Origin of the sequence: Streptomyces sp. NEAU-W12 (genome assembly GCF_026242095.1) — a bacterium.
Taxonomy (GTDB): Bacteria; Actinomycetota; Actinomycetes; order Streptomycetales; family Streptomycetaceae; genus Streptomyces.
In genome coordinates this window covers 1-24,174 of record NZ_JAPJDM010000008.1, presented here as the reverse complement: position 1 = coordinate 24,174, position 24,174 = coordinate 1, and the positions used below count along the sequence as shown (strand labels likewise).

The 24,174-nt window shown below is 72.8% G+C and carries 18 protein-coding genes; 10 read left to right on the top strand and 8 right to left on the bottom strand.

Going from position 1 to position 24,174, the window contains the following annotated elements:
* The first annotated feature begins 149 nt into the window (after positions 1-149).
* The 4 genes from ORI94_RS11570 (at position 150) to ORI94_RS11555 (ending at position 4,549) form a co-directional block, all read left to right on the top strand.
* Positions 150-1,130: a tetratricopeptide repeat protein gene (locus ORI94_RS11570; RefSeq protein ID WP_266074411.1), complete on the top strand. Its 981-nt coding sequence runs from the start codon at positions 150-152 to the stop codon at positions 1,128-1,130.
* Positions 1,131-1,775: 645 nt separating this feature from the next.
* Positions 1,776-2,417, top strand: coding sequence for a DUF6230 family protein (locus ORI94_RS11565; protein WP_266074410.1), 642 nt, complete (start codon positions 1,776-1,778; stop codon positions 2,415-2,417).
* Positions 2,418-2,604: 187 nt separating this feature from the next.
* Complete coding sequence (locus tag ORI94_RS11560; protein ID WP_266074409.1) at positions 2,605-3,195, top strand: DUF6114 domain-containing protein; 591 nt, start codon at positions 2,605-2,607, stop codon at positions 3,193-3,195.
* On the top strand, positions 3,185-4,549 hold the full coding sequence (locus tag ORI94_RS11555; protein ID WP_416237805.1) for a hypothetical protein: 1,365 nt from the start codon (positions 3,185-3,187) through the stop codon (positions 4,547-4,549). Before ORI94_RS11560 ends, ORI94_RS11555 begins: the two co-directional genes overlap by 11 nt.
* Before the next feature lie 118 nt (positions 4,550-4,667).
* Here ORI94_RS11555 and pyk read toward each other — a convergent pair whose 3' ends face one another.
* From pyk to pta, 3 genes are all read right to left on the bottom strand, one after another.
* Entirely contained in the window at positions 4,668-6,095 is a 1,428-nt protein-coding gene (gene pyk, locus ORI94_RS11550; protein WP_266074406.1) for a pyruvate kinase, read from the bottom strand.
* 73 nt (positions 6,096-6,168) lie between these two features.
* On the bottom strand, positions 6,169-7,377 hold the full coding sequence (locus ORI94_RS11545) for an acetate kinase (protein WP_266074405.1): 1,209 nt from the start codon (positions 7,375-7,377) through the stop codon (positions 6,169-6,171).
* Entirely contained in the window at positions 7,374-9,488 is a 2,115-nt protein-coding gene (gene pta / locus ORI94_RS11540) for a phosphate acetyltransferase (protein WP_266074404.1), read from the bottom strand. The genes ORI94_RS11545 and pta overlap by 4 nt, the downstream gene beginning before the upstream one ends.
* Before the next feature lie 690 nt (positions 9,489-10,178).
* On the opposite strand from pta, the gene ORI94_RS11535 reads away from it, so the two are divergent.
* Both ORI94_RS11535 and ORI94_RS11530 read left to right on the top strand, forming a co-directional pair.
* On the top strand, positions 10,179-11,204 hold the full coding sequence (locus ORI94_RS11535) for an ATP-dependent 6-phosphofructokinase (RefSeq protein ID WP_266074402.1): 1,026 nt from the start codon (positions 10,179-10,181) through the stop codon (positions 11,202-11,204).
* Between the two features lie 381 nt (positions 11,205-11,585).
* A complete protein-coding gene (locus ORI94_RS11530) occupies positions 11,586-11,798 on the top strand; it encodes a DUF6400 family protein (RefSeq protein ID WP_266074401.1) in 213 nt (70 codons plus the stop codon).
* A gap of 746 nt (positions 11,799-12,544) precedes the next feature.
* Here ORI94_RS11530 and ORI94_RS11525 read toward each other — a convergent pair.
* Positions 12,545-13,234, bottom strand: coding sequence for a response regulator (locus ORI94_RS11525; protein WP_266074399.1), 690 nt, complete (start codon positions 13,232-13,234; stop codon positions 12,545-12,547).
* On the bottom strand, positions 13,231-14,877 hold the full coding sequence (locus ORI94_RS11520; RefSeq protein ID WP_266074398.1) for a sensor histidine kinase: 1,647 nt from the start codon (positions 14,875-14,877) through the stop codon (positions 13,231-13,233). The genes ORI94_RS11525 and ORI94_RS11520 overlap by 4 nt, the downstream gene beginning before the upstream one ends.
* Positions 14,878-15,052: 175 nt before the next feature.
* On the opposite strand from ORI94_RS11520, the gene ORI94_RS11515 reads away from it, so the two are divergent.
* From ORI94_RS11515 to ORI94_RS11500, 4 genes are all read left to right on the top strand, one after another.
* Positions 15,053-16,462, top strand: coding sequence for a cation:dicarboxylate symporter family transporter (locus ORI94_RS11515; protein ID WP_266074397.1), 1,410 nt, complete (start codon positions 15,053-15,055; stop codon positions 16,460-16,462).
* A gap of 184 nt (positions 16,463-16,646) precedes the next feature.
* Positions 16,647-17,075 carry a MerR family transcriptional regulator gene (locus ORI94_RS11510; RefSeq protein WP_266074396.1) on the top strand — a complete coding sequence of 143 codons (429 nt, stop codon included), beginning with the start codon at positions 16,647-16,649 and terminating at the stop codon, positions 17,073-17,075.
* Positions 17,072-17,404, top strand: a complete 333-nt coding sequence (locus ORI94_RS11505) for a thioredoxin family protein (protein WP_323056041.1) — start codon at positions 17,072-17,074, stop codon at positions 17,402-17,404. The genes ORI94_RS11510 and ORI94_RS11505 overlap by 4 nt, the downstream gene beginning before the upstream one ends.
* Positions 17,405-17,527: 123 nt before the next feature.
* Positions 17,528-19,810 carry a HelD family protein gene (locus ORI94_RS11500; RefSeq protein WP_266074649.1) on the top strand — a complete coding sequence of 761 codons (2,283 nt, stop codon included), beginning with the start codon at positions 17,528-17,530 and terminating at the stop codon, positions 19,808-19,810.
* Between the two features lie 14 nt (positions 19,811-19,824).
* On the opposite strand, the gene glgB is transcribed toward ORI94_RS11500, so the two are convergent.
* The 3 genes from glgB to ORI94_RS11485 all read right to left on the bottom strand — a co-directional run.
* Positions 19,825-22,080 carry a 1,4-alpha-glucan branching enzyme gene (glgB, locus tag ORI94_RS11495; protein ID WP_416237810.1) on the bottom strand — a complete coding sequence of 752 codons (2,256 nt, stop codon included), beginning with the start codon at positions 22,078-22,080 and terminating at the stop codon, positions 19,825-19,827.
* 269 nt (positions 22,081-22,349) lie between these two features.
* On the bottom strand, positions 22,350-23,807 hold the full coding sequence (locus tag ORI94_RS11490) for a maltokinase N-terminal cap-like domain-containing protein (protein WP_266074393.1): 1,458 nt from the start codon (positions 23,805-23,807) through the stop codon (positions 22,350-22,352).
* Between the two features lie 95 nt (positions 23,808-23,902).
* Positions 23,903-24,174: alpha-glucosidase C-terminal domain-containing protein (locus ORI94_RS11485; RefSeq protein WP_266074392.1), on the bottom strand; the 272-nt coding region annotated here is incomplete at its 5' end.

The window sequence follows — 24,174 nt, the reverse complement described above, 5'->3', positions numbered from 1 at the left end:
GACGAGACCCCGCAGCGGGATGGGGATGAAGCCGCGGACCCGTTCCCCGGCCACCGGCGTGGGGTGGGGACCGGCGCCCGACGGCGCCCGGACGTACCGGTTTTCCGGGCGCTTTTCGCGGACGCGCGAGTACGGGGGAGGATAGGCGCATGCAGCCACGGAACATGTCCATGAGCGGGGTCGTCGACCTCGCCGCGGTGAAGGCGGCCCAAGAGGCCAAGACGAAGGCGGAGCAGGCCCGCGCGGAAGCGGTCCGGCAGGGCGGCGGGGGCGCCGTCTCCCCTGCCGACCTCGTCATCGACGTCGACGAGGCCGGCTTCGAGAACGAGATCCTGCAGCGGTCGGCCGAGGTCCCGGTCGTCATCGACTTCTGGGCCGAGTGGTGTGAGCCCTGCAAGCAGCTGAGTCCCGTCCTGGAGCGCCTCGCCGTCGAGTACAACGGGCGCTTCCTGCTCGCCAAGGTCGACGTCGACGCCAACCAGATGCTGATGCAGCAGTTCGGGATCCAGGGCATCCCGGCGGTCTTCGCGGTGGTCGCCGGACAGGCGCTGCCGCTCTTCCAGGGGGCCGCCGGCGAGGCGGAGATCCGTCAGACGCTGGACCAGCTGGTGCAGGTCGCCGAGGAGCGGTTCGGTCTGACCGGGCTCACCGTCGACCCCGACGCCGCGCCCGGGGGCGGCCCCGCGGCCTCGGACGCCGAGGAGCCCGCCGGTCCGTACGACGCCCTGCTGGAGGCCGCGGTGCGGGCGCTGGACGACGGTGACCTGGGCGGCGCGATCCAGGCGTACCGGAACGTGCTCGTCGACGACCCGGGCAACCCGGAGGCCCAGTTGGGCCTCGCCCAGGCCGAACTGCTCCAGCGGGTGCAGGGTGTGGACCCGCAGCAGGTGCGCGCGGACGCCGCCGGGAACCCCAAGGACGTCGAGGCGCAGCTCGCCGCCGCCGACCTGGACCTGGCGGGCGGCCACGTGGAGGACGCCTTCGGCCGGCTCATCGACACGGTGGGGCGTACCGCGGGCGACGACCGCGAGGTCGTACGGGTGCGGCTGCTGAAGCTGTTCGAGGTGATCGGCGTCGAGGACCCGCGGGTCGTCGCGGCACGTCGGGCACTGGCACGCGCCCTGTTCTAGAGCGGGGCGGGCACCTGGTTCCGGCCGTCCGAAGGCGGTCTCCGGAGAAGTGATGCCCGAGTGAAGGAATGGTCAACGGAGGCCGGTGCGGCCGCGCTTTACCGAAACTTGGTAATCGCGGCCGCTGTTACTGCGAGTAAGTCGCCTGCGTGGATCTGTCGCGTTCCATCCGGCGAACAACCGCTTTGCGATCTCCCCCCGGGACACCGAGGGTCGCCGTCCGGCGTCGGCGTGTCGCCCCTCGGCCGCCCGGTCGTTACCGGCAAGTAATGAACCCCCTTGTGCGGGCGGCGAGAATGCACCACGATCGGCGACGCTCGGTCCAATGCCCGTACCCCGACATCCGGTCGGGACACGGGCGCCCTGGGTCCCCACCGGGCAGAACCGGTGGCAGTGGAGCCGGTTCTCGGACAGGGGGGTCTTCGCCCGCCCGGCGAAGCCTGTCCGGCAGGTTGTGCGTGATGCGTGTCAGGCGCGACCAGTGGTTGTCGCTCGGGGGTGATCGCCGGTGACTCGGACGCCTAGTGCGCCGCCGGGCGCGGCGCTCCCCTTCCCGAGGACGTAGCACTTCTCCCATCCCTGCCCGGCCGTCCGCCTGCCGGCGGCGCGTCGGAGCAGGAGATGTACGTCCGAGAAGGAGGAAATATGGAGTCCCAGGTGCGTGGCGGGACCAGATGGAAGCGGTTCGCCGTGGTCATGGTGCCCAGCGTGGTCGCCACGGCCGCGGTGGGTGTCGGCCTGGCGCAGGGTGCCCTCGCGGCGTCGTTCAGCGTGTCGGGCCAGCAGTTCAAGGTGACGGCCGCTCACCTGCACGGTGAGGGGTTCGCCCAGTACGGCGGCATAGACACCGTCTACACGTCGACCAAGGGCGACAGGAAGACGCAGGTCCCGGTCGCGATCTCGTCCTTCGACGACGCGACGATCACCAAGATGTGCCAGTCGGTCAAGACGGAGGTCCCCCTCGTAGGGGCGGTCTACCTCCGTCTCGAGGCGGGCAATGAGGCGAAGAAGCCGGTCGTGGCCAAGAACCTCTACATCGACGTCGCCCAGCTCGACGCCGACGCGGAGTTCAAGAACATCGACATCGGCGTCGCGATCCAGGACAAGACGCGCGGCCCCGCGAACAAGGACGGGAAGACCACCCTGCCGGGTGGCTTCGCCCAGCAGGCGGAGACGGCCGATCTCTACGGCGTCGAGCAGACGGCGTGGGCGACCACGGCCGGCACGTTCAAGCTGAGCGGCCTGTCGATGCGCCTTGGCGCGGACCCCAAGATGGAGTGCTACTGACGGCTCCCGTCACCGGGGCGTTCCGGGGCGGCTGAGCTGCCCCAGGGGGCGGGGAAGCCGTTGCTTCTCCGCCCTGGCCGCCCGGTCCGCGTGCCGGGCCACCCCCCCCACAGACTCAGACCTCCGGCTTCTCCACGCCCACGGCCGAGCCGGTACGTACTTCCACCGGACCAGGGAGCTGTTTTCCATGAGTGCCGAGACTCCGGTCCAGAGCGCCGGGACCTTCACCCGGCTGCGTCTGCGATTCCGTGACTGGCGGGGCACCCGGCCGTTCTGGGCGGGCCTGTTCACCCTGCTCGGCGGGGTGCCCATCGCCTACTTCCCCTACACCACGCTGAAGCTGGGGCACATGTCGCTCGCCATGGCGACGACCGCCGGCGCGGGTTCCCTGATCATCGGCCTCCTGCTGATCACGCTGGGCCTGACCATGTGGTTCCAGCAGGCCACCCGCATCTTCGCCGGTGTGGCGTCGATCCTCCTGGCCCTGGTGTCCCTGGTGGTCTCCAACATGGGCGGCTTCGTCGTCGGCTTCCTGCTCGCGCTGGTCGGCGGTGCGCTGGCCCTCTCCTGGGTGCCGGACAAGCCGCAGGCCGAGGCGGGCGGACGCTGGAGGCTCCCCGGCGGGCCCTTTAGGAACGGCGCGCAGAAGGACACCTCCGAGAGTGCTCCCGAGGGCGCCGGGACGGGGCAGTGGCATCCTCCGCACGGGGCCGGCGGATCCGGGGAGGCGGACGGCGCCCGGATCGAGGACCACGACAGGGGGCACCGTGTCGGCTGACGGGGCCCGGGACCGGAGCGCCGCCGTGGCGCCGGCCCCGGAGAGAAGGGGGCCGCGCCACGCGGCCCCCAGGAAGCCGCTGTTCACCAGGTTCCACATGCCCGCCGGGAAGGCGATAGCCCTCGCGGCGATGCCGACCGCGGTCCTCATGGGCATGGGGTTCACGCCGACGCTGGCCCAGGCCGACGAGCAGCAGCCGCTCTCGAACAGCTTGACCGCCGACGAGTACAGGGACTGCGTGGCGGCCCTGGAGGCCTCCGAGGGCGGCGCGTCCTCCTCATCCAGCCCGTCGGCGCCGGCGAGTGACACGGCCTCCCCGGAGGCCGAGGAGCCCACCACGGAGCCGAGCCCCTCGGCCTCCGCCGACGGCGACGCGGCCGAGGACTCCGGCGCGGACCCGGACCCGGACGAGGGTGACGCGGGCGAGGACACGGACGACGACCCCCCCTCTTCGCCGGATTCAGGTTCCGACGACGAGGACGGGACGGCGCCCGCCGGCTCCGAGTCCTCCGGCGACCGGGCCGAGGAGCCCGAGCCGTCGCCCTCGAAGACCGAGCGCAACGCTCTGGAGAAGCTCGGTGATTCCCTCACCGACCTCCTCACCCCGAAGGACAGGAAGACCGGCGAGGCGACCGCGAGCCCCACCCCGTCGGCCTCCGCGTCCGCCGAGGGCGAGACGGACACGGGGGAGGAGTCCGCCGGGAAGGCCGCGGGGAAGGCCGCCGACGCCGTGGAGGACGCCGCCGGGGAAGCGGCCGGCCGGGCGGACGAGGCAGCGGAGGACGCCGTCGCGGAGACCGAGGAGGCCACCGCGCCCCCCGGGGCCACCGCCTCGCCGGACCCCGGCCCCAGCCCCTCCGGGAGCGCCACGGCCGATGCCGGGGACTGCCCGGTCGCCACCGACGCCGAGGGCGGGGTCGACAACAGGATCCTGCTGCCCGAGGACCCGTGGTTCCTGAACGCCAGTTCGCTGACGCTGAAGGGCGCCGACTACCAGGGCATCGTCGAGGTGCGCACCGCGAGCGGCAGGATCAAGAAGGTCCTGAAGTACGTCGTCTCCGACGGCACCGACATCGGTGACCTGCACCAGACGGTCGAGGACAAGACGTCCGGCAGGACCCACCACGTGCGGGCGGCCGAGGGGTCGACGTCCACCATCCGCGACGGCGACACCGTCATGTACACGGAGTCCATCTCCGGCAAGCTGCTCGGGCTGATCCCGGTCACCTTCGACCCGGAGAACCCGCCGCCGCTCAACATCCCCCTGATCTACTTCACGGACGTGACGGTCCAGCAGGCCGGCCAGTTCGGCGGGACCCTGCGCATCCCCGGACTGAGCCAGTACGTCACCTGAACCGGTACCCCCCCGAGCGTCCGACGGACCACTCCGGGAGTCGCGGGGAAACACCGGGGGCGCCCCCTGCCGCCGGGGGCGCCCCCGGTGCCGTACACGCGCTGCGCGCGCCGGCCGGTCAGCTGGTCACGCCGCCCATGTGGTGGACGCGGACCATGTTGGTGGTGCCGGGGACGCCGGGAGGCGAGCCGGCGGTGATCACGACGACGTCGCCCTCGTCGAAGCGGTGCAGCCGGACCAGCTCCTGCTGGACCAGGTCGATCATCTCGTCCGTGCTGTTCACGAACGGCACGACGTGCGGCTCCACGCCCCAGCTGAGCGTGAGCTGGTTGCGGGTGGACTCGTCCGTGGTGAACGCCAGGATCGGCTGGACCGCACGGTAGCGGGACAGCCGGCGGGCGGTGTCGCCGGACTGGGTGAAGGCCACCAGGCCCTTGCCGCCGAGGAAGTCGGCGATCTCGGCGGCGGCACGGGCCACCGAACCGCCCTGCGTGCGCGGCTTCTTGCCGGGCACCAGCGGCTGCAGGCCCTTGGACAGCAGCTCCTGCTCGGCCGCCTGGACGATCTTCGACATCGTCCGCACGGTCTCGATCGGGTACGCGCCCACGCTCGACTCGGCCGACAGCATGACCGCGTCCGCGCCGTCCAGGATCGCGTTGGCCACGTCGGAGGCCTCGGCGCGGGTCGGACGGGAGTTGGTGATCATCGACTCCATCATCTGGGTCGCCACGATCACCGGCTTCGCGTTGCGCCGGCACAGCTCGATCAGGCGCTTCTGCACCATGGGGACCTTCTCGAGCGGGTACTCGACGGCGAGGTCGCCGCGGGCGACCATCACACCGTCGAACGCCATCACGACGTCCTCCATGTTCTCCACCGCCTGCGGCTTCTCCACCTTGGCGACGACGGGCACCCGGCGGCCCTCCTCGTCCATCACGCGGTGGACGTCGGCGACGTCCTTCGCGTCCCGGACGAAGGACAGGGCGACCAGGTCGCAGCCCATGCGCAGCGCGAACCGCAGGTCCTCGATGTCCTTCTCGGACAGCGCGGGCACGTTCACGGCCGTGCCGGGCAGGTTGATGCCCTTGTGGTCGGAGATGACACCGCCCTCGATGACGATCGTCCTGACCTGGCTGCCCTCGACGTCCAGCACCTTCAGCTCGACGTTGCCGTCGTTGATCAGCACCTGGTCGCCGCGGGAGACGTCACCGGGCAGGCCCTTGTAGGTCGTCCCGCAGATCGTCCGGTCGCCCGGGACGTCCTCGGTGGTGATGGTGAACTCGTCACCGCGCACCAGCTCGACGGGACCCTCGGCGAAGGTCTCCAGGCGGATCTTCGGGCCCTGGAGGTCGGCGAGGACGCCGATGGCCCTGCCCGTCTCCTTGGCGGCGGCACGGACCCTGTCGTACCGGCCCTGGTGCTCGGCGTGCGAGCCGTGGCTGAAGTTGAAGCGGGCCACGTTCATGCCGGCTTCGATCAGAGCGACGAGCTGCTCGTGGGAGTCGACCGCGGGGCCGAGAGTACAGACGATTTTGGAACGGCGCATGGGGCGATCCTAACGGTTTGTTTCGCTCCGGAATATTCCGTCTGGCGGAAGGGACACATGAGGCGGTCGCCGCTCAGTTGTCCTTTCCGGCCAGTGCGTAGGTCTGGGTGGCGATCTCCATTTCCTCGTCCGTCGGTACCACGGCGACCGCGACCCGCGCACCCTCGGGCGAGACCAGCCGCGGTCCGTCGCCGCGCGCGCCGTTGCGCCCGGCGTCGATCTCCAGGCCCAGCCCGGACAGGCCCGCCACGGCCGCTTCCCGCACCTCGGCGGCGTTCTCGCCGACCCCGGCGGTGAAGGCCACCGCGTCCACCCGGCCGAGAACGGCGTAATAGGCGCCGATGTACTTCTTCAGACGGTGAATGTAGATGTCGAACGCGAGTTCCGCCTGTTCGTCGCCCGCGTCGATCCGGCGCCGGATCTCCCGCATGTCGTTGTCACCGCACAGACCGACCAGACCGCTCTTCTTGTTGAGGAGAGTGTCGATCTCGTCGACGGACATTCCGCCAACGCGCGTCAAATGGAAGATGACGGCCGGGTCCACGTCTCCCGACCGGGTACCCATCACCAGCCCCTCCAAGGGCGTCAGACCCATCGAGGTGTCCACGCACCTCCCGCCCCGCACCGCCGACGCGGACGCGCCGTTGCCCAGGTGCAGCACGATGACGTTCACGTCCTCGGGTGCCTTCCCGAGCAGCCGGGCCGTCCGGCGGGACACGTACGCGTGCGAGGTGCCGTGGAAGCCGTAGCGGCGGATCCGGTGCTCGTCGGCGGTCGCCGCGTCGATCGCGTAGCGGGCGGCGGACTCCGGCATCGTGGTGTGGAAGGCGGTGTCGAAGACGGCGACCTGCGGCAGGTCCGGGCGCAGCGCCGTCGCGGTGCGGATGCCGGTCAGGTTGGCCGGGTTGTGCAGCGGGGCGACCGGGATGAGCCGCTCGATCTCGGCGAGCACCGCGTCGTCGACGACCGTCGGCTCCGTGAAGTGCATCCCGCCGTGCACCACCCGGTGCCCGATCGCGGCCAGTTCGGGGGAGTCGAGCCCCAGCCCGTCGGCGGCCAGCTCCTCGGCCATCGCCTTCAGGGCGGCCGCGTGGTCGGCGACCGGCCCGGTCCGCTCCCTGGGCGCCCCGCCCGACGCCGACGGCGTGTGCCGGACCAGGGAGGTCCGCTCGCCGATCCGCTCGACCAGGCCGGCCGCGAGCCGGCCGCGGTCCCTCATGTCCAGCAGCTGGTACTTCACCGACGAGGAACCGGAGTTGAGGACGAGGACACGGGTGCTCACTGGGACGCTGCCTTCTGGCCCGGTGCGGGGGACTGGGCCGGTGCGGGGGACTGGGCCTGGATGGCCGTGATGGCGACGGTGTTCACGATGTCCTGGACGAGGGCGCCCCGGGACAGGTCGTTGACCGGCTTGCGCAGGCCCTGGAGCACCGGGCCGACCGCGACCGCGCCGGCCGAGCGCTGCACGGCCTTGTAGGTGTTGTTGCCGGTGTTCAGGTCGGGGAAGACCAGCACGGTCGCCTGCCCGGCGACCTCGGAGCCCGGCAGCTTGGTCGCCGCGACCGACGGCTCCACGGCCGCGTCGTACTGGATCGGCCCCTCGACCCGCAGGTCGGGGCGGCGCGCGCGGACCAGCTCGGTCGCCTCGCGCACCTTGTCGACGTCGGCGCCGGAGCCGGACGTACCCGTCGAGTACGACAGCATCGCGATCCGCGGCTCCACCCCGAACCGTGCGGCCGTGACCGCGGACTGCACGGCGATGTCGGCGAGCTGCTCGGCGTCCGGGTCGGGGTTGACCGCGCAGTCGCCGTAGACCAGGACCCGGTCGGCCAGGCACATGAAGAACACGGAGGAGACGATGGACGCGTCCTGCCTGGTCTTGATGATCTCGAAGGCCGGGCGGATGGTCGCGGCCGTGGAGTGCACCGAGCCGGACACCATGCCGTCGGCGAGCCCTTCCTGCACCATCAGCGTGCCGAAGTAGTTCACGTCCGAGACGACGTCGTAGGCCAGCTCGAGACTGACGCCCCGGTGGGCGCGCAGGGCGGCGTACTTCTCGGCGAAGGCGTCGCGCAGTTCGGACGCGGCCGGGTCGATCAGTTGGGTGTCGCCGAGGGCGATGCCGAGGTCGGCGGCGTGCTTGCGGATGCGGTCGACCGGCCCGAGCAGGGTGAGGTCGCACACGCCCCGGCGCATCAGCACCTCGGCCGCGCGCAGCACCCGCTCCTCGTCGCCCTCGGGCAGGACGACCCGCCTGAGGTCGGACCGGGCCTGTTCGAGCAGCTTGTGCTCGAACATCATCGGCGTCACCCGGTCGCTGCTGGGCGCGGAGACCCGCCGGGTGAGTTCGACGGTGTCGGCGTACCGCTCGAAGAGGCCGAGCGCGGTCTCCGCCTTGCGCGGGGTGGCCGCGTTCAGCTTCCCCTCCAGGGAGAACAGCTGCTCGGCGGTGGGGAAGCTGTTGCCGGGCACCGACAGCACCGGGGTGCCGGGGGCGAGCCGGGCGGCGAGCGTGAGGATGCGGTCGGCGGGCACCTCGTCCAGGGTGAGCAGCACGCCGGCTATCGGAGGGGTGCCGGCGCTGTGCGCGGCCAGCGTGCCGACGACCAGATCGGCGCGGTCGCCCGGGGTGATGACCAGGCAGCCGGGGGTCAGGGCGGCGAGGAGGTTGGGCAGCATGGCGCCGCCGAAGACGAAGTCCAGGGCGTCGCGGGCCAGCCCGGAGTCGTCGCCGAGCACCACCTTCGCGCCGAGGGTGTGGGCGATCTGGGCCACCGTGGGGGCGGCGAGCGCGGGTTCGTCGGGGACGACGTAGCAGGGCACGGGCAGCCGCGGGGCGAGCCGCTCGGCGATCTCGTCGCGGTCCTCGCGGGCCACCCGGTTGACCACCATGGCGAGCACGTCGCAGCCCAGGGTGTGGTAGGCGCGGTAGGCGTTGCGGGTCTCGTCGCGCACCGACTCGGAGGTCTGCTTCCGGCCGCCCACGACCGGGATCACCGAGGCGCCGAACTCGTTGGCCAGGCGGGCGTTCAGGGACAGCTCGTCGGGGAACTGGGTGTCGGCGTAGTCGGTGCCGAGGACGAGGACGACGTCGTACTCGCGGGCCACCGGGAGGAACCGGTCGACCAGCGTCGACACCAGTTCGTCGGTGCCGCGTTCGGCCTGGAGGGCGGACGCCTCCTGGTAGTCCATGCCGTAGACGGACGCCGGGTCCTGGGTGAGCCGGTAGCGGGCGCGCAGCAGTTCGAAGAGGCGGTCCGGGCCGTCGTGCACCAGGGGACGGAAGACGCCCACCCGGTCGACCTGCCGGGTCAGGAGTTCCATCACTCCCAGTTCGACGACCTGGCGGCCGTCGCCACGGTCGATTCCGGTGACGTACACACTGCGGGTCACGCGCGCTCCGTTTCGTCGGGGTCTCGCGGTGCTTCAGGCCCTGTGGACCGGGGCCTCCCGGCACCGGCCGACACCCGCCCGCCGGGGCGCGCGGATCCTCCTCGACAGTACCTCCGCCGCTGGTCGGGGTGCCCGCCCGAGGGTCGGAGGCGGGGTGGGGAGACGAATACGCGGCTTCCCGGGGCGGCCCGGGAAGCCGGAAGGGGACGGGGCCCGTCCGGGTGAGCGCGTCGGTGGCAGCGGGCGGTGCCCCCGGGCCGGGTGAGCGGGCCCGGTGCGTGCAGCGGCCCCGTCCGGATCACGCCGGGCTCGTGGGCTCCGGCGAGGCCCGGAGGGGAGGCGCACGCCGTGGGCCGGTCCGGCGGGCCAGGGGGGGCGGGTCCGTCGGCCGTGACACGTTCCGGGAACGCGTCACGGTGGCGGCCGGGGCGCCCGACGCCGCCGGTACCGGTTCCCCGGTCCGGTGCCCCGCACGAAAGTCCCCGGAACGGGGGGCCCGGGACACCGGGGCGGATCCACCGTCGGCCGGGGAGCCGGCCCGGGCCGGGGGCACGGGGCAGGCCGGGGGCGGCAGGGTGATCGGCACCGGGAAACGGCGCCGGGGAAGGCACGGGGCCGCGGTGCCCCGGGCGGCATGGAACAATCGGAGACGGCTCACCGGTATTCCAGCGACCAGGAGACGACTGCACGATGCGTATCGGAGTTCTCACCGCAGGCGGCGACTGCCCCGGCCTGAACGCAGTGATCCGGTCGGTCGTGCACCGAGCGGTCGACAACTACGGCGACGAGGTCATCGGCTTCGAGGACGGCTACGCGGGCCTGCTCGACGGCCGCTACCGCACCCTCGACCTCGACGCGGTCAGCGGCATCCTGGCCCGCGGCGGCACCATACTCGGCTCCTCCCGCCTGGAGCGCGACCGGCTCCGCGAGGCCTGCGAGAACGCCTCGGACATGATCCGGGACTTCGGCATCGACGCGCTCATCCCGATCGGCGGCGAGGGCACGCTCACCGCGGCGCACATGCTGTCGGAGGCGGGCCTGCCGGTGGTCGGCGTCCCGAAGACGATCGACAACGACATCTCCTCCACCGACCGCACCTTCGGCTTCGACACCGCCGTCGGCGTCGCCACCGAGGCGATGGACCGGCTGAAGACCACCGCCGAGTCCCACCAGCGGGTCATGGTCGTCGAGGTCATGGGCCGGCACGCGGGCTGGATCGCCCTGGAGTCCGGCATGGCCGCCGGCGCCCACGGCATCTGCCTGCCCGAACGCGCCTTCGACCCCGCCCGGTTGGTGAAGATGGTCGAGGAACGGTTCGCCCGCGGCAAGAAGTTCGCGGTGATCTGCGTCGCCGAGGGCGCCCACCCCGCCGACGGCACCATGGACTACGGCAAGGGCAAGATCGACAAGTTCGGCCACGAGCGCTTCCAGGGCATCGGCACGGCACTGGCCCACGAGCTCGAGCAGCGCCTCGGCAAGGAGGCCAGGCCGGTCATTCTCGGTCACATCCAGCGCGGCGGAACCCCGACCGCGTACGACAGGGTGCTCGCCACGCGCTTCGGATGGCACGCGGTGGAGGCCGCGCACCAGGGGCGGTTCGGCCGGATGACGGCGCTGCGCGGCACGGACATCGTGATGGTCCCGCTGGCGGAGGCCGTCACCGAGCTGAAGACGGTCCCGAAGGACCGGATGGACGAGGCCGAGTCGGTCTACTGACGGGATGATCCGGCGGCCGGGGCGGTACCTGCGCGGTTCCCCTGGGCCGCTCCTCCTGTGCCGCTCCCCGGCCGCCGTCCGGGGGCGCCCGGCGGCCCGGCCGGAGAACCCCGGGCCGCCGCCCCGGGCCGCCGTCGCCCCAGGTCTGTCTCCTCGCCCCTTGACCGTCCGCCCGGCGCGAGACGCGGGCGCACCCGGTGGGGTCCGGCTCGTGCCACGTCCTCGCGGGCTCGTGTCCGGGCGCCGGCCAGAGGCCCGGCCGAGGCGGAAGCCGCCGGTGCGCCCGGCCGGCGAGGGGATCCGTCACACCTCCTTCCGGCGGTCGGGCACCGGCTGGTACATGTGGCTTTCAAGCGGTTCGCACCACTTGAAGGCGTACGCATGGACCAGCCCGATGCTCCCGACCACCTGTCCCCCTTCACCCTCGACCTGACCCCCGGAGAAGCGCGGCGCCGGGCCGAGGCCGTCGCGGTGCTCGGAGCCGACTGGGATCCCGTCGCCGCGCCGGAGGCCGAGGACGCCGCCACCGCGCTGCTGTACTCGGACCTGGACCCGGCACAGCAGCGCACGTGCGGTACCGCCCCCTCGTGCTGAACGCCCGGCGGGAGCGTGGCACGGCGCCACCGGGCCGGTGGAGGCACGCGGCATCCGGGCGAGCTCCCGCTCACCACGGGCGGCCGGCGGACCGTCGGCCCCGCGTCGCCCGCGGCCCGCCGTCTTCGCGGCGACGCGGAGCCGAGCCGCGGGAAGGGCGGCACGGCGTACGGCCAACCGGGTGATCCCGGTGGCGGACTCCCACGGCCCGCAGCCGACCCCCGGTCGACGGGCCCCGTGCCCGGCACCGCCGCCACGGACACCGGGCCCGCAACCTCGGCGAGCCGTTGCGCCCCGGCGTCGCGTCCCGCCCGCCTCGCGACGCCCCGCACACCTGCCCAAGCCCTCGGCTCCGCGCGAGCAGGGGCCCCGTACCGCCGCGAAGCCCTCTGAGGGCGGGCGCCGGGAGGGCGACGGCAGGACACGGAACCCGGGCCGGGGGGCGCCGACTCGGCGGGGCCGGGCTGCGGGGCCGGGCTGCGGGCCCGGGCGCGAGTGCGGCACTCCCATCCGTACGGTCCCCTGCACCGGTGACGCGGGTGGGGCACGCAGAGCGGGCGGTGCCGGACCCCGTCCGCCGCGCGGGCGACCACACCGCCCCGCCGCCCCCGGTGCCGGGGCCGGCCGGGACGGCGCCGAGCCGGCCGGTGGTGGGTACCGGTGGCCGTCGGGCGCTCGGCGTCCACCGGATCGCGCGGATGCGCGGACGCGCGGGCCGCACGTGTTCCGGTTCCCCCGCCCTCGGCTCAGGCGGGGGACGCCACCCACCGGTACTGCAGCTCCGGCCGGCCCACGGTGCCGTACTGGGGGCGGCGGGCCGCGCGGCCCGCCTCGACCAGGTGTTCCAGATAGCGGCGGGCCGTGATGCGGGAGATGCCGACGGCCCCGGCGACGCCGCTGGCCGTCAGGCCCTCGTCGGCCTCGCGCAGGGCCAGGGTCACGCGTTCCAGGGTGGGGGCGCTCAGCCCCTTGGGGAGGGCGGCCGGTCCGGGGGCGCGCAGGGCGGCCAGCGCGCGGTCCACCTCGTCCTGGCCGCTGGCCTCGCCCACCGACGCCCGGAACTCGGCGTACCGCACCAGACGGTCCCGCAGCGTCGCGAAGGTGAACGGTTTCAGCACGTACTGGACGACACCCAGGGACACGCCCTCGCGCACCACCGCCAGGTCCCGCGCCGAGGTCACCGCGACGACGTCCGCGTGGTGCCCGGCAACCCGCAGGGAACGGGCCAGTCGGAGTCCGTGCACGTCGGGCAGGTGCAGGTCGAGCAGGAGCAGGTCGACGGGGGTGCGCTCCAGCACCCGGCGTGCCTCGGCGCCCGTCGCCGCCTTGCCGACGGCGACGAACCCCGGCACCCGGCCGACGTACATCACGTGGGCGTCGGCGGCGACGGGGTCGTCCTCCACCACCAGGACACGGATGGGGCGCGTGCCGCTCATGCCGTGCCTCCCAGGGCGCGGCCGGCGCCGGCGCCCGCCGTCGGGGTCCGCAGCGGGAGGCGTGCCTCGAAGCGGGCGCCGCCGTCCCGTGCCGACGTCACCGTCAGCGTGCCGCCGTGGCGGCTCACCGCCTGCCGTACCAGCGCCAGGCCCAGCCCCCGGCCGCCCGGCCCGGACGGCTTGGTCGTGAAGCCCCGCTGGAAGACGGCCTCGGTGTGGTCCGGGTCCACGCCCGGGCCCGTGTCGGACACCCGCAGGATCAGCTCCGCGCGGGCGTCGGTGAGGGCGGTGACCGTCACCCGGGGATTCATGCCGCCCAGCGCGGCGTCCACCGCGTTGTCGATCAGGTTGCCCAGGATGGTGACCAGGTCCCGGGCGGGCAGGGTGTCCGGCAGCAGTCCGTCGTCCAGCCGGCTGTCCGGCGTGACCACCAGCTCCACGCCCCGCTCGTTGGCCTGGGCGGTCTTGCCCAGCAGCAGCGCCGCGAGGACCGGCTCGCCCACCGCCGCCACCACCTGGTCGGTGAGCGCCTGGGCCAGTTCCAGCTCGGCGGTCGCGAAGTCCACCGCCTCCTCGGCCCGGCCCAGCTCGATCAGCGAGACGACGGTGTGCAGCCGGTTCGCCGCCTCGTGCGCCTGCGAGCGCAGCGCCTGTGTGAAGCCGCGCTCCGAGTCCAGCTCGCCCATCAGCGACTGGAGTTCGGTCACATCGCGCAGGGTCACCACGGTTCCGCGCTGCTCACCGCCGGACACCGGCGAGGTGTTCACCACCAGCACCCGCTCCGCCGTCAGATGCACCTCGTCGACCCGGGGCGCGGAGGCGAGCAGCGCACCCGTCAGCGCTGCCGGAAGGCTGAGTTCCGCGACCGGCCTGCCCACCACGTCCTCCTCCGGCCCCACACCCAGCAGCTCCCGGCCGCCGTCGTTGATCAACGCCACCCTGTACCGCCCGTCCAGCATCAGGAGCCCCTCGCGCACGGCGTGCAGCGCGGCCTGATGGTAGTCGTGCATGCGGCTGAGCTCGGACGCGTTCATCCCGTGGGTGTGCCGGCGCAGCCGGGCGTTGATCACGTACGTGCCGACCGCGCCGAGCCCCAGGGCGGCGGACGCGGCCGCGAGCAGGGCGGTGAGCTGGCCCTGCGCGCGCTGGCTGATCTCCTCGACCCGGATCCCCGCACTGACCAGGCCGACGATCCGGTCACCGGCCAGGACCGGGGTGACCGCGCGGACGGACGGGCCGAGGGTGCCGGTGTACGTCTCGGTGAAGGTGTGGCCCTCGAGGGCGGCGGCGGTGTGGCCGCGGAACGCCAGGCCGATCTGGTCCGGGTCGGGGTGGGTCCAGCGGATGCCCCGCGGATCCATGATCGTGACGAAGTCGATGTCGGTGTCGCGCACCACCGCCAGCGCGTACGGCTGGAGCGTCGCCGAGGGGTCGGCCGTACGGATCGACTCCCGCACCGAGGGCGAGTCCGCGACGGACAGGGCCACCGCCGTGGCCTGGCGGCCCGCCGCGTCCTCCGCCTGGCTGCGGTCGCCGACGTAGCTGAACAACGCGTATCCCACCACGAGCACCGCTATCAGCACCGCCTGCATGGCGAAGAGCTGGGCCGCCAGGCTGCGGGGTTTCGGAAGGGCGATGCGCATCCCGTCAGTGTGCATCCCCCTGCGGGCGCGAACTCAATGAACGTAAGGGTGACCGCGCTCACAGGGCAGGACATAGTCACGGCAGTCCCCACCCCCCGACCCCCCATCCCCACCCCCATTCCCCGGACGTGAGCCGCACGCCGGTGATGCCGACGACGTCGTCAAGGAGGCCGCCGTGACCAGCACAGCCGATACGGCACCTGCCGCTCCCCCAGTGAAGCGGGACCGCACGCACTACCTCTACATCGCGGTGATCATCGCGGTCGCCCTCGGCATCGCCGTCGGTCTGCTGGCACCCGGCTTCGCGGTCGAGCTGAAGCCGATCGGCACCGGGTTCGTGAACCTGATCAAGATGATGATCTCGCCGATCATCTTCTGCACCATCGTGCTGGGCATCGGCTCCGTGCGGAAGGCCGCCAAGGTCGGCGCCGTCGGCGGTATCGCCATGGGCTACTTCCTGGTGATGTCCCTGGTCGCGCTCGGCATCGGCCTGGTCGTCGGCAACATCCTGGACCCGGGGACGGGGCTCGCGGTCACCGACGCGGTCAAGGAGACGGGCCAGGCCCAGGTCGACGCGGAGGCCAAGTCCACCACCGACTTCCTGCTCGGCATCATCCCGACCACGATCGTGTCCGCCTTCACCCAGGGCGAGGTCCTGCAGACCCTGCTGGTCGCCCTGCTGTGCGGGTTCGCGCTGCAGGCCATGGGCAAGGCCGGCCAGCCGGTCCTGCGCGGCATCGAGCACATCCAGCGGCTGGTCTTCCGGGTCCTCGCCATGATCATGTGGGCCGCCCCGGTCGGTGCCTTCGGCGCCATGGCCGCCGTCACCGGAGCCTCGGGCGTGGACGCGCTGAAGAGCCTCGCGGTGCTGATGCTCGGCTTCTACATCACCTGTGTGCTGTTCATCTTCGTGGTGCTCGGCGCGCTGGTGCGGATCGTCGCGGGGCTGAACGTCTGGTCGCTGTTCAGGTACCTGGGCCGTGAGTTCCTGCTGATCCTGTCCACCTCCTCGTCCGAGTCGGCGCTGCCGCGGCTCATCGCGAAGATGGAGCACCTGGGCGTCAGCAAGCCGGTCGTCGGTATCACCGTCCCCACCGGCTACTCCTTCAACCTCGACGGCACCATGATCTACATGACCATGGCCTCGCTGTTCATCGCCGACGCCCTGGGTACGCCGATGTCGATCGGCGAGCAGATCCCGCTGCTGCTCTTCCTGCTGGTCGCCTCCAAGGGCGCCGCCGGTGTCTCCGGTGCCGGCCTCGCGACGCTGGCCGGTGGCCTGCAGTCGCACAAGCCGGCCCTGGTGGACGGCATCGGCCTCATCGTCGGCATCGACCGCCTGATGAGCGAGGCCCGCGCCCTGACCAACTTCGCGGGCAACGCGGTCGCCACGGTGCTGATCGGCACCTGGACCAAGGAGATCGACAAGGAGCGGGTCGGACAGGTCCTCTCCGGCACCCTCCCCTTCGACGAGGCCACCCTGCTCGACGAGCACGCCGGCGACGGCCATGCCGACCCCGCCGGCCCCGCCGACCGCGCCGGGGCCCCCGCACCGGGCGGCGAGAAGGAACTCGCCAAGGCCTGACACACAGGCTTCTGCCTGCCGCACCGGGGCCGACGCCCCGGTGCCCCCCGCCGCCGAGCGGCCGGACTTCCTCCCCCGTGAGCCCGGCCGCTCGGCCCTTTTCCGTTCCGGTTCCGGGCCGGGCCCCGGATTCGTCCCGTTCCGTCTTGCCCTGACGCCGACGTCAAGGCCTACGTTCACCGGTATGCGAATCGGCGAGCTGGCCGCACGCGCCGGGACCACCACGCGGACGCTGCGGTACTACGAATCACGGGGACTGCTGCCCGCGCGGCGTACGGGCAACAACCACCGGACGTACGACGAGAGCGACCTGAAGCTGCTGCGGCAGATCCGGACGCTGCAGGAGTTCGGGTTCGGGCTGGAGGAGACCCGGCCCTTCGTGGAGTGTCTGCGGGCCGGGCACCCGGAGGGCGACGCGTGCCCCGCCTCGCTCGCGGTCTACCGGCGCAAGCTGGACGAACTCGACGCGCTCGTCGACGAGCTGCGGGCCGTACGGGCGAGCGTCGGGGAGCAGCTGGCGCGGGCGGAGCGGGTACGCGACGCACTGGCGGCCGACGCCGCGGTTCCGGGAGGTCCGGAACCGGTGTGCGAACTGGGAGGGCGGCACAGGTGAGCAGGGCGAAAGGCGTGAGGGAAGTGACCGACGCGGACTTCGCGGCGGAGGTGATCGAGTCGCCGCTGCCGGTGCTGGTGGAGTTCACCGCCGACTGGTGCCCGCCGTGCCGGCAGATGGCACCGGTGCTGAGCGCACTGGCCGCCGAGGAGAGCGAGCGGCTGAAGGTCGTCCAGCTGGACGTGGACGCCAGTCCGGGCACCACCAACGCGTACGGGGTGCTGTCGATGCCGACGTTCATGGTGTTCCGAGGCGGTGAGCCGCTGCGGTCGATGGTGGGCGCCAGGCCCAAGCGGCGGCTGCTCGAGGAACTGGGCGAGGCGATCTGAACGCACCGGCGCCGTACGGAAGAAACCCCCGGGTAATTGCGCCCGGGGGTTTCTTCTGCGTATATTCGTTGACTCGCGACTTCAACAGAGTTGAGCCGCAAAGAAGTTCAGTGGACACAGTGTATCCGGGCGGGAGCGGAATTGTCAAACAGCGAATATCCGGACCATGAATTCCGGCAGGAACAGGAATTCATCGACGGACTGTACGCACGCGTGGACGCCCTGCGCGGTGACACCGAGGTGTCCCTCACGGACGCGCTCGGGCAGGGCAACACACCCATGCAGGCCAGGCTGGAGCGGGACATCCTCGTCGCCGAGCGGTCCGGGCTGCTCGCGGCGCTGAACGCGGTGGACGGTTCGCTGTGCTTCGGCCGGATCGACCTCTCCTCGGGCGACACCCACCACATCGGCCGGATCGGCCTGCGCGCCGACGACGCCGAGCGCACCCCCGTCCTCGTCGACTGGCGCGCCGACGTCGCCCGCCCCTTCTACCTGGCCACCGGCCACACCCCGATGGGGCTGAGACGCCGACGGCACATCACCTCCGAGGGGCGCACGGTCACCGCCCTGCACGACGAGATCCTCGACCTCGGCGACGAGACCCGTACCGGCCACGAGGACCCGACCGGCGACGCCGTGCTGCTCGCCGCGCTCGACTCCGCGCGCACCGGCCGCATGGGCGACATCGTCCGCACCATCCAGGCGGACCAGGACCGCATCATCCGTGCCCCGCACCGCGGTGTCCTGGTGGTCGAGGGCGGCCCGGGCACCGGCAAGACCGCCGTCGCCCTGCACCGCGCCGCCTACCTCCTCTACGAGCACCGCGAGCTGCTGGCCCGCCGCGCCGTGCTGATCGTCGGCCCCAACCCGGCGTTCCTCGGCTACATCGGCGAGGTGCTGCCCAGCCTGGGCGAGACCGGTGTGCTCCTCGCGACCGTCGGCGAGCTGTTCCCCGGCGTGAAGGCCACCCGGGCGGACACGCCCGAGGCCGCCGCGGTGAAGGGCCGGGCCGCCATGGCGGACGTCCTCGCCGAGGTCGTCCGCGGCCGGCAGGCGCTGCCCGACCCGGTGATCACCATCGAGCACGACCGCGAGATCCTGATGCTGGACGACGGCCTGGTACGGGTCGCCCGCGAACGCACCCGCGCTGCCGAGCTGCCGCACAACGCCTCGCGCGAGTACTTCGAGGGCCACATCCTCAACGCGCTCACCGACATGGTCGCCGAACGCATCGGCACCGACCCGTTCGACGGCACCAACCTGCTCGACCCCAGTGACGTCACCCAGATCCGCGACGAACTCGCCGAGAACCCCGAGGTGTGGTCCGCCGTCGACCGGTTGTGGCCCCGGATCACCCCGCAGCGGCTGGTCGCCGACTTCCTCGCCGCACCCGAGGACTTCCTCCCGGCCGAGGACGCCGCCGTGATACGCCGCCCGCTGACCCGGCACTGGACCGTCGCCGACGTGCCGCTGCTCGACGAGGCCGCCGAACTCCTCGGCGAGGACGACCGCTTGGTGCGGGAGCGGGCCGACCGGGAGCGGCAGACGCAGATCGCGTACGCCCAGGGAGTCCTGGACGTGTCGTACGCCTCGCGGACCTTCGAGTTCGACGACAAGGAGGAGGGCGACCCCGAATCCTCCGAGGTGCTGTCCGCACACGACATCATCGACGCGGAGCGCTTCGCCGAACGGCACGAGGAGGAGGACCACCGCAGCGCCGCCGAACGGGCCGCCGCCGACCGCACCTGGGCGTTCGGGCACATCATCGTCGACGAGGCGCAGGAACTGTCGCCGATGGCCTGGCGGCTGCTGATGCGGCGCAGTCCGACCCGCTCGATGACCCTGGTCGGCGACCCGGCGCAGACCGCGGAGGCGGCCGGAGTCGGCTCCTGGGCGGACATCCTGGCCCCGTACGTGGAGGACCGCTGGGAGCACACCCGGCTCGGTGTCAACTACCGTACCCCGGCCGAGATCATGGACGTCGCGGCGGCCGTGGTCCGTGCCGAGCACCCCGGCTTCGAGCCGCCCGGCTCGGTCCGCTCCACCGGCGTACGCCCCTGGGCCCGCGCCACCGACGACCTGCCCGGCGCCGTCGCCGAGGCCGCCCTGGAACTCGGCGGGCTCCAGGGCGGCAGGCTCGCCGTCATCGCCCCGCGCGACCTGCACCGCGCGCTGGCCGCCCGCCTCGACGGGGTGACGGCGGGCGCCGAGCCCGACCTGACGCACGAGGTCGTGCTGCTCGACCCGCGGCAGGCCAAGGGCCTGGAGTTCGACTCCGTCCTCGTGGTCGAACCGGGGCGCTACGGCACCAGCGACCTGTACGTGGCGCTGACCCGCGCCACCCAGCGGCTCGGCGTCCTGCACACCGGGCCGCTGCCGGAACCGCTGGCGGACACGCTGGGGTAGCGCTCGCCCGCGGGTCAGGCCGGGCGCAGCCAGACTGTGGCCAGGGGCGGCAGGACCAGCCGGACGCTCGCCGGGAAGCCGTGCCGCCCCTGCGGCTGCGGCTTGACCGGGTCCGGGTTGGTGACGTCGCCGCCGCCGTAGCGGCCCGCGTCGGTGTTCAGGACCTCGTGCCAGGCGGGCACGTCGTCCGGGACACCGACGAGGTAGTCGTGCCGGACCACGGGGGCGAAGTGGGACACCGCGAGCAGCGGGGTGCCGTCCCGGTCGTACCGCAGGAACGCGACCACGTTGTCCTCGGCCGCGTCCCCGGCCACCCAGCGGAACCCGGCCGGCTCGGTGTCCCGCTGCCACAGCGCCGGGGCGTGCCCGTACACGGTGTTCAGGTCGCGCACCAGGTCGCGCACCCCGCGGTGGTCGGCCTCGGCCCCGTACGCCGGGTCCAGCAGCCACCAGTCCGGGCCGTGCTGCTCGGACCACTCCGCGCCCTGCGCGAACTCCTGTCCCATGAACAGCAACTGCTTGCCGGGATGGGCCCACATGAAGCCGAGGTAGGCGCGCAGGCCGGCGCGCTGCTGCCACCAGTCGCCGGGCATCTTCGAGACCAGTGACCGCTTGCCGTGCACGACCTCGTCGTGCGAGATCGGCAGCACGTAGTTCTCGCTGTACGCGTACACCATCGAGAACGTCATCCCGTGGTGGTGGTACCTGCGGTGCACCGGCTCGTGGCTCATGTACTCCAGCGAGTCGTGCATCCAGCCCATGTTCCACTTCAGCCCGAAGCCGAGCCCGCCGAAACCGCTCGGGCCCTCGTGATGGGTGGCCCGGGTGACGCCGTCCCAGGCCGTGGACTCCTCCGCGACCGTCACCACACCCGGGCACCGCCGGTAGACGGTCGCGTTCATCTCCTGGAGGAACGCCACCGCGTCCAGGTTCTCCCGGCCGCCGCGCTCGTTCGGCTGCCACTGGCCGGGCTCGCGCGAGTAGTCCAGGTAGAGCATCGAGGCCACGGCGTCCACGCGCAGCCCGTCGATGTGGAACTCCTCGCACCAGTACACGGCGTTGGCCACCAGGAAGTTGCGCACCTCGCGCCGCCCGAAGTCGAACTCCAGGGTCCCCCAGTCGGGATGGGCCGCCCGCAGCGGGTCCGCGTGCTCGTACAGCGGCCGGCCGTCGAACTCGGCCAGCGCCCACGCGTCACGCGGGAAGTGCGCCGGCACCCAGTCCATGATCACGCCGATGCCGGCCCGGTGCAGGGCGTCGACCAGGTACCGGAAGTCGTCCGGGGTGCCGAGACGGGCCGTGGGCGCGTAGAAACCGGTGACCTGGTAGCCCCAGGAGCCGCCGAAGGGATGCTCGGCGACCGGCATCAGCTCGACGTGTGTGAACCCCAGGTCCTTCACGTACGCGGGAAGCTGGTCCGCGAGCCGGCGGTACGACAGGCCCGGCCGCCAGGAGGGCAGATGGACCTCGTACACCGAGAGCGGCGCCTCGTGCGCGGGCACGCGGGCACGGCGCTCCAGCCACTCGGCGTCCCCCCACGCGTACCGCGACGACGTGACGACCGACGAGGTGGCCGGCGGGACCTCGGTGCGCCGTGCCATCGGGTCGGCGCGCAGGGTCCTCGAACCGTCGGGCCGGGTGATGTCGAACTTGTACAGCTCACCCTCGCCGACCCCCGGCACGAACAGCTCCCACACCCCGGACGAGCCCAGCGACCGCATGGGGTGTCCGGTGCCGTCCCAGAAGTTGAAGCCGCCCGCCACCCGCACCCCGCGCGCGTTCGGCGCCCACACCGCGAACCGGGTGCCCCGCACGCCCTGGTGGGTCATGGGGTGGGCGCCGAGCGCCGTCCACAGTTCCTCGTGGCGTCCCTCGCCGATCAGGTGCAGATCGAGTTCGCCGAGCGTGGGCAGCAGCCGGTACGCGTCCTCGACCTCCCGTACCGCCCCCTCGTACGTCACGAGCAGCCGGTACGCCGGGACCTCCCGCAGCGGCAGCAGCGCCGAGAAGAACCCGCTCCCGTCGTCGTGCAGCTCGACGGTCAGGCCCCCGGAGACCACGGTCACAGCCAGGGCGTACGGCTTGAACACCCGGAAGGCGACCCCGCCCGGCACCCGATGCCCGCCCAGCACCGCGTGCGGGTCGTGGTGCGTGCCGTCCAGCAGCCGCTCCCGGTCGGCGGCTCCCAGAGCGGGGGAGACCGCGAGCTCCGCCTCCGGCGGGGCGGGCCGGTCGCCCGCCGGGTCCGCGCCGGAGGCCGCCGCCCGCATGCCCCCGGCCTTCCCCACCTCGCCCCGCTTCGAAACGCCCTTCTTCGCCGCGGCCCCCTCCGCCGTGCTCCTCTTCCCGGCGCCTTTCTTCGAGCCGCCCTTCTTCGGGCCGCCCTTCCCGGATACCGCCTCGGCTGCCGCGGGCTTCTTCTTCCGCGCGGACGCCGGCGGCTCGACGGGCCGCTGTTCGGCCGGCTGCTCGGGATGCGAACCGCTGGACTCGGGGAGGGGGGTCACGGACGGAGCCTCCTGGAGGAAGGGCGGGTGGGTCAGGTCTGGTCGGTGCCGGCGAGCCTGCGCACCGCAGCCATCGGGACCGGAAGCCACTGGGGTCGGTGCCGGGCCTCGTACAGCACCTCGTAGACGGCCTTGTCCGTCTCGTAGGCGCGCAGCATCACGGGATCGGTGCGCGGGTCCCTGCCCCCCGCTTCCGCGTAGCCGGAGCAGTAGGCCGCGCGGCAGTGCTCGGCCCAGTCCGGCTGCGGCGGGTCCACGGAGCGGGCCGCGTAGTCGAAGGACCGCAGCATGCCGGCCACGTCCCGGACCACGGGCTGCGGCATCCGCCGCTCGGCGAGCGGCCGGGCCGGCTCGCCCTCGAAGTCGATCAGCGACCACTCTCCCCCACCGCCGGAAGCGTGGGAGGGGCCACCGGCCGGGGACCGCAGGCACTGGCCGAGGTGCAGATCGCCGTGCACCCGCTGGGCGGTCCAGGTCTGCCCCTCGGCGGCCAGGGCCTCCAGCGCGGTGTACGCCGAGCCGAGACCGGCCGCGTACGGCCGCAGCGCGGGCACCGCCCGGACGGCCGCCGCCAGCCGCTCGGCCATGCCGGCGACCATGATCCGCAGCCGGCTGTGGCCCAGGGTGACCGTCGGCAGCGCGCGGGCCAGCGCGGTGTGCACCTCGGCGGTGGCCCGTCCCAGCGCGCGCGCCTCGGCGGTGAAGTCCTCACCCTTGGCCAGCTCCCGCAGCGCCAGCTCCCACCCGTCCGTCGCGCCCTGCACGTACGGCTGGAGCACACCCAGCACATGCGGTTCACCGGGGTCGGCCGGGTCCGGGTCCGCGACCAGCCACGCCGTGGGCGGCGGCACCCGCGGGCAGCCCTCGCGGGCCAGCGCCAGCGGCAGCTCCAGATCGGGGTTGACCCCGGGCACGATCCGGCGCAGCAGCTTCAGGATGAACGCGTCCCCGTAGACGACGGACGAGTTCGACTGCTCGACCGTCATCAGGCGCGGCACCAGACCGGGCCGGATCTCCTGCCCCGGGTCCCGCTCGAAGCGCAGAACGCCGATCCGGGCCCGGGTGCGCAGGGCCTCCAGGAGCAGTTCGGCGGGCCGGGCGTCGTGCAGGGCCTCGTAGACGGTCCGTCCGGCGAGCGGGCCCTCGCTCACGTGCCCGATCAGCGCGTTCGCCAGCCGGGGCGGCAGCGCCTCACGCACCCCGATCAGCAGCTGGTAGCAGTCACCGGGGTGGGCGGCGCCGCCCTCGGGGGCGGGCGAGCCGGGCGGGACGGACGGGTCGGGCTGGTGGGCGCGGACGAGCAGGTGGTACAGGCCCAGCCGGGCGGTGGGCGGCAGCAGCTCGGTGGCCGCGACCAGGGTGAACCCGGTGACCGGGCGTCCCTTGCCCGCGAACCAGCGCTGCCGCGGCAGCCACTCCCTGAGCAGTGGGTCCAGCGACACAAGGAGGCCGGGCGGGGGTGCGACCGTACGTATGACGGCTTCCGACATTTCAGTCGCGTCCTTTCCCCGGGATCGTCGGGGTGTTACTGATGCGTGCCCCGGGCGGGGCGGGAGAAACCGCCCCACTCCGGGTTCCCCGTGTGCTACGCGGCATCCCCGCGCAGGCGGAACCAGTAGAAGCCGTGGCCCCCGAGGGTCAGCAGATACGGCAGCGCCCCCACGGCCGGGAAACGCACCCCGCCGAACAGCTCGACCGGGTGACGGCCCTCGAAGGCGCTCAGATCCAGCTCGGTGGGCTGGGCGAAGCGGGAGAAGTTGTTGACGCAGAGCACCAGGTCGTCCTCGTACTCCCGGAGGAAGGCCAGGACGGCGGGGTTGGAGGAGGGGAGCTCGGTGTAGGTGCCGAGGCCGAAGG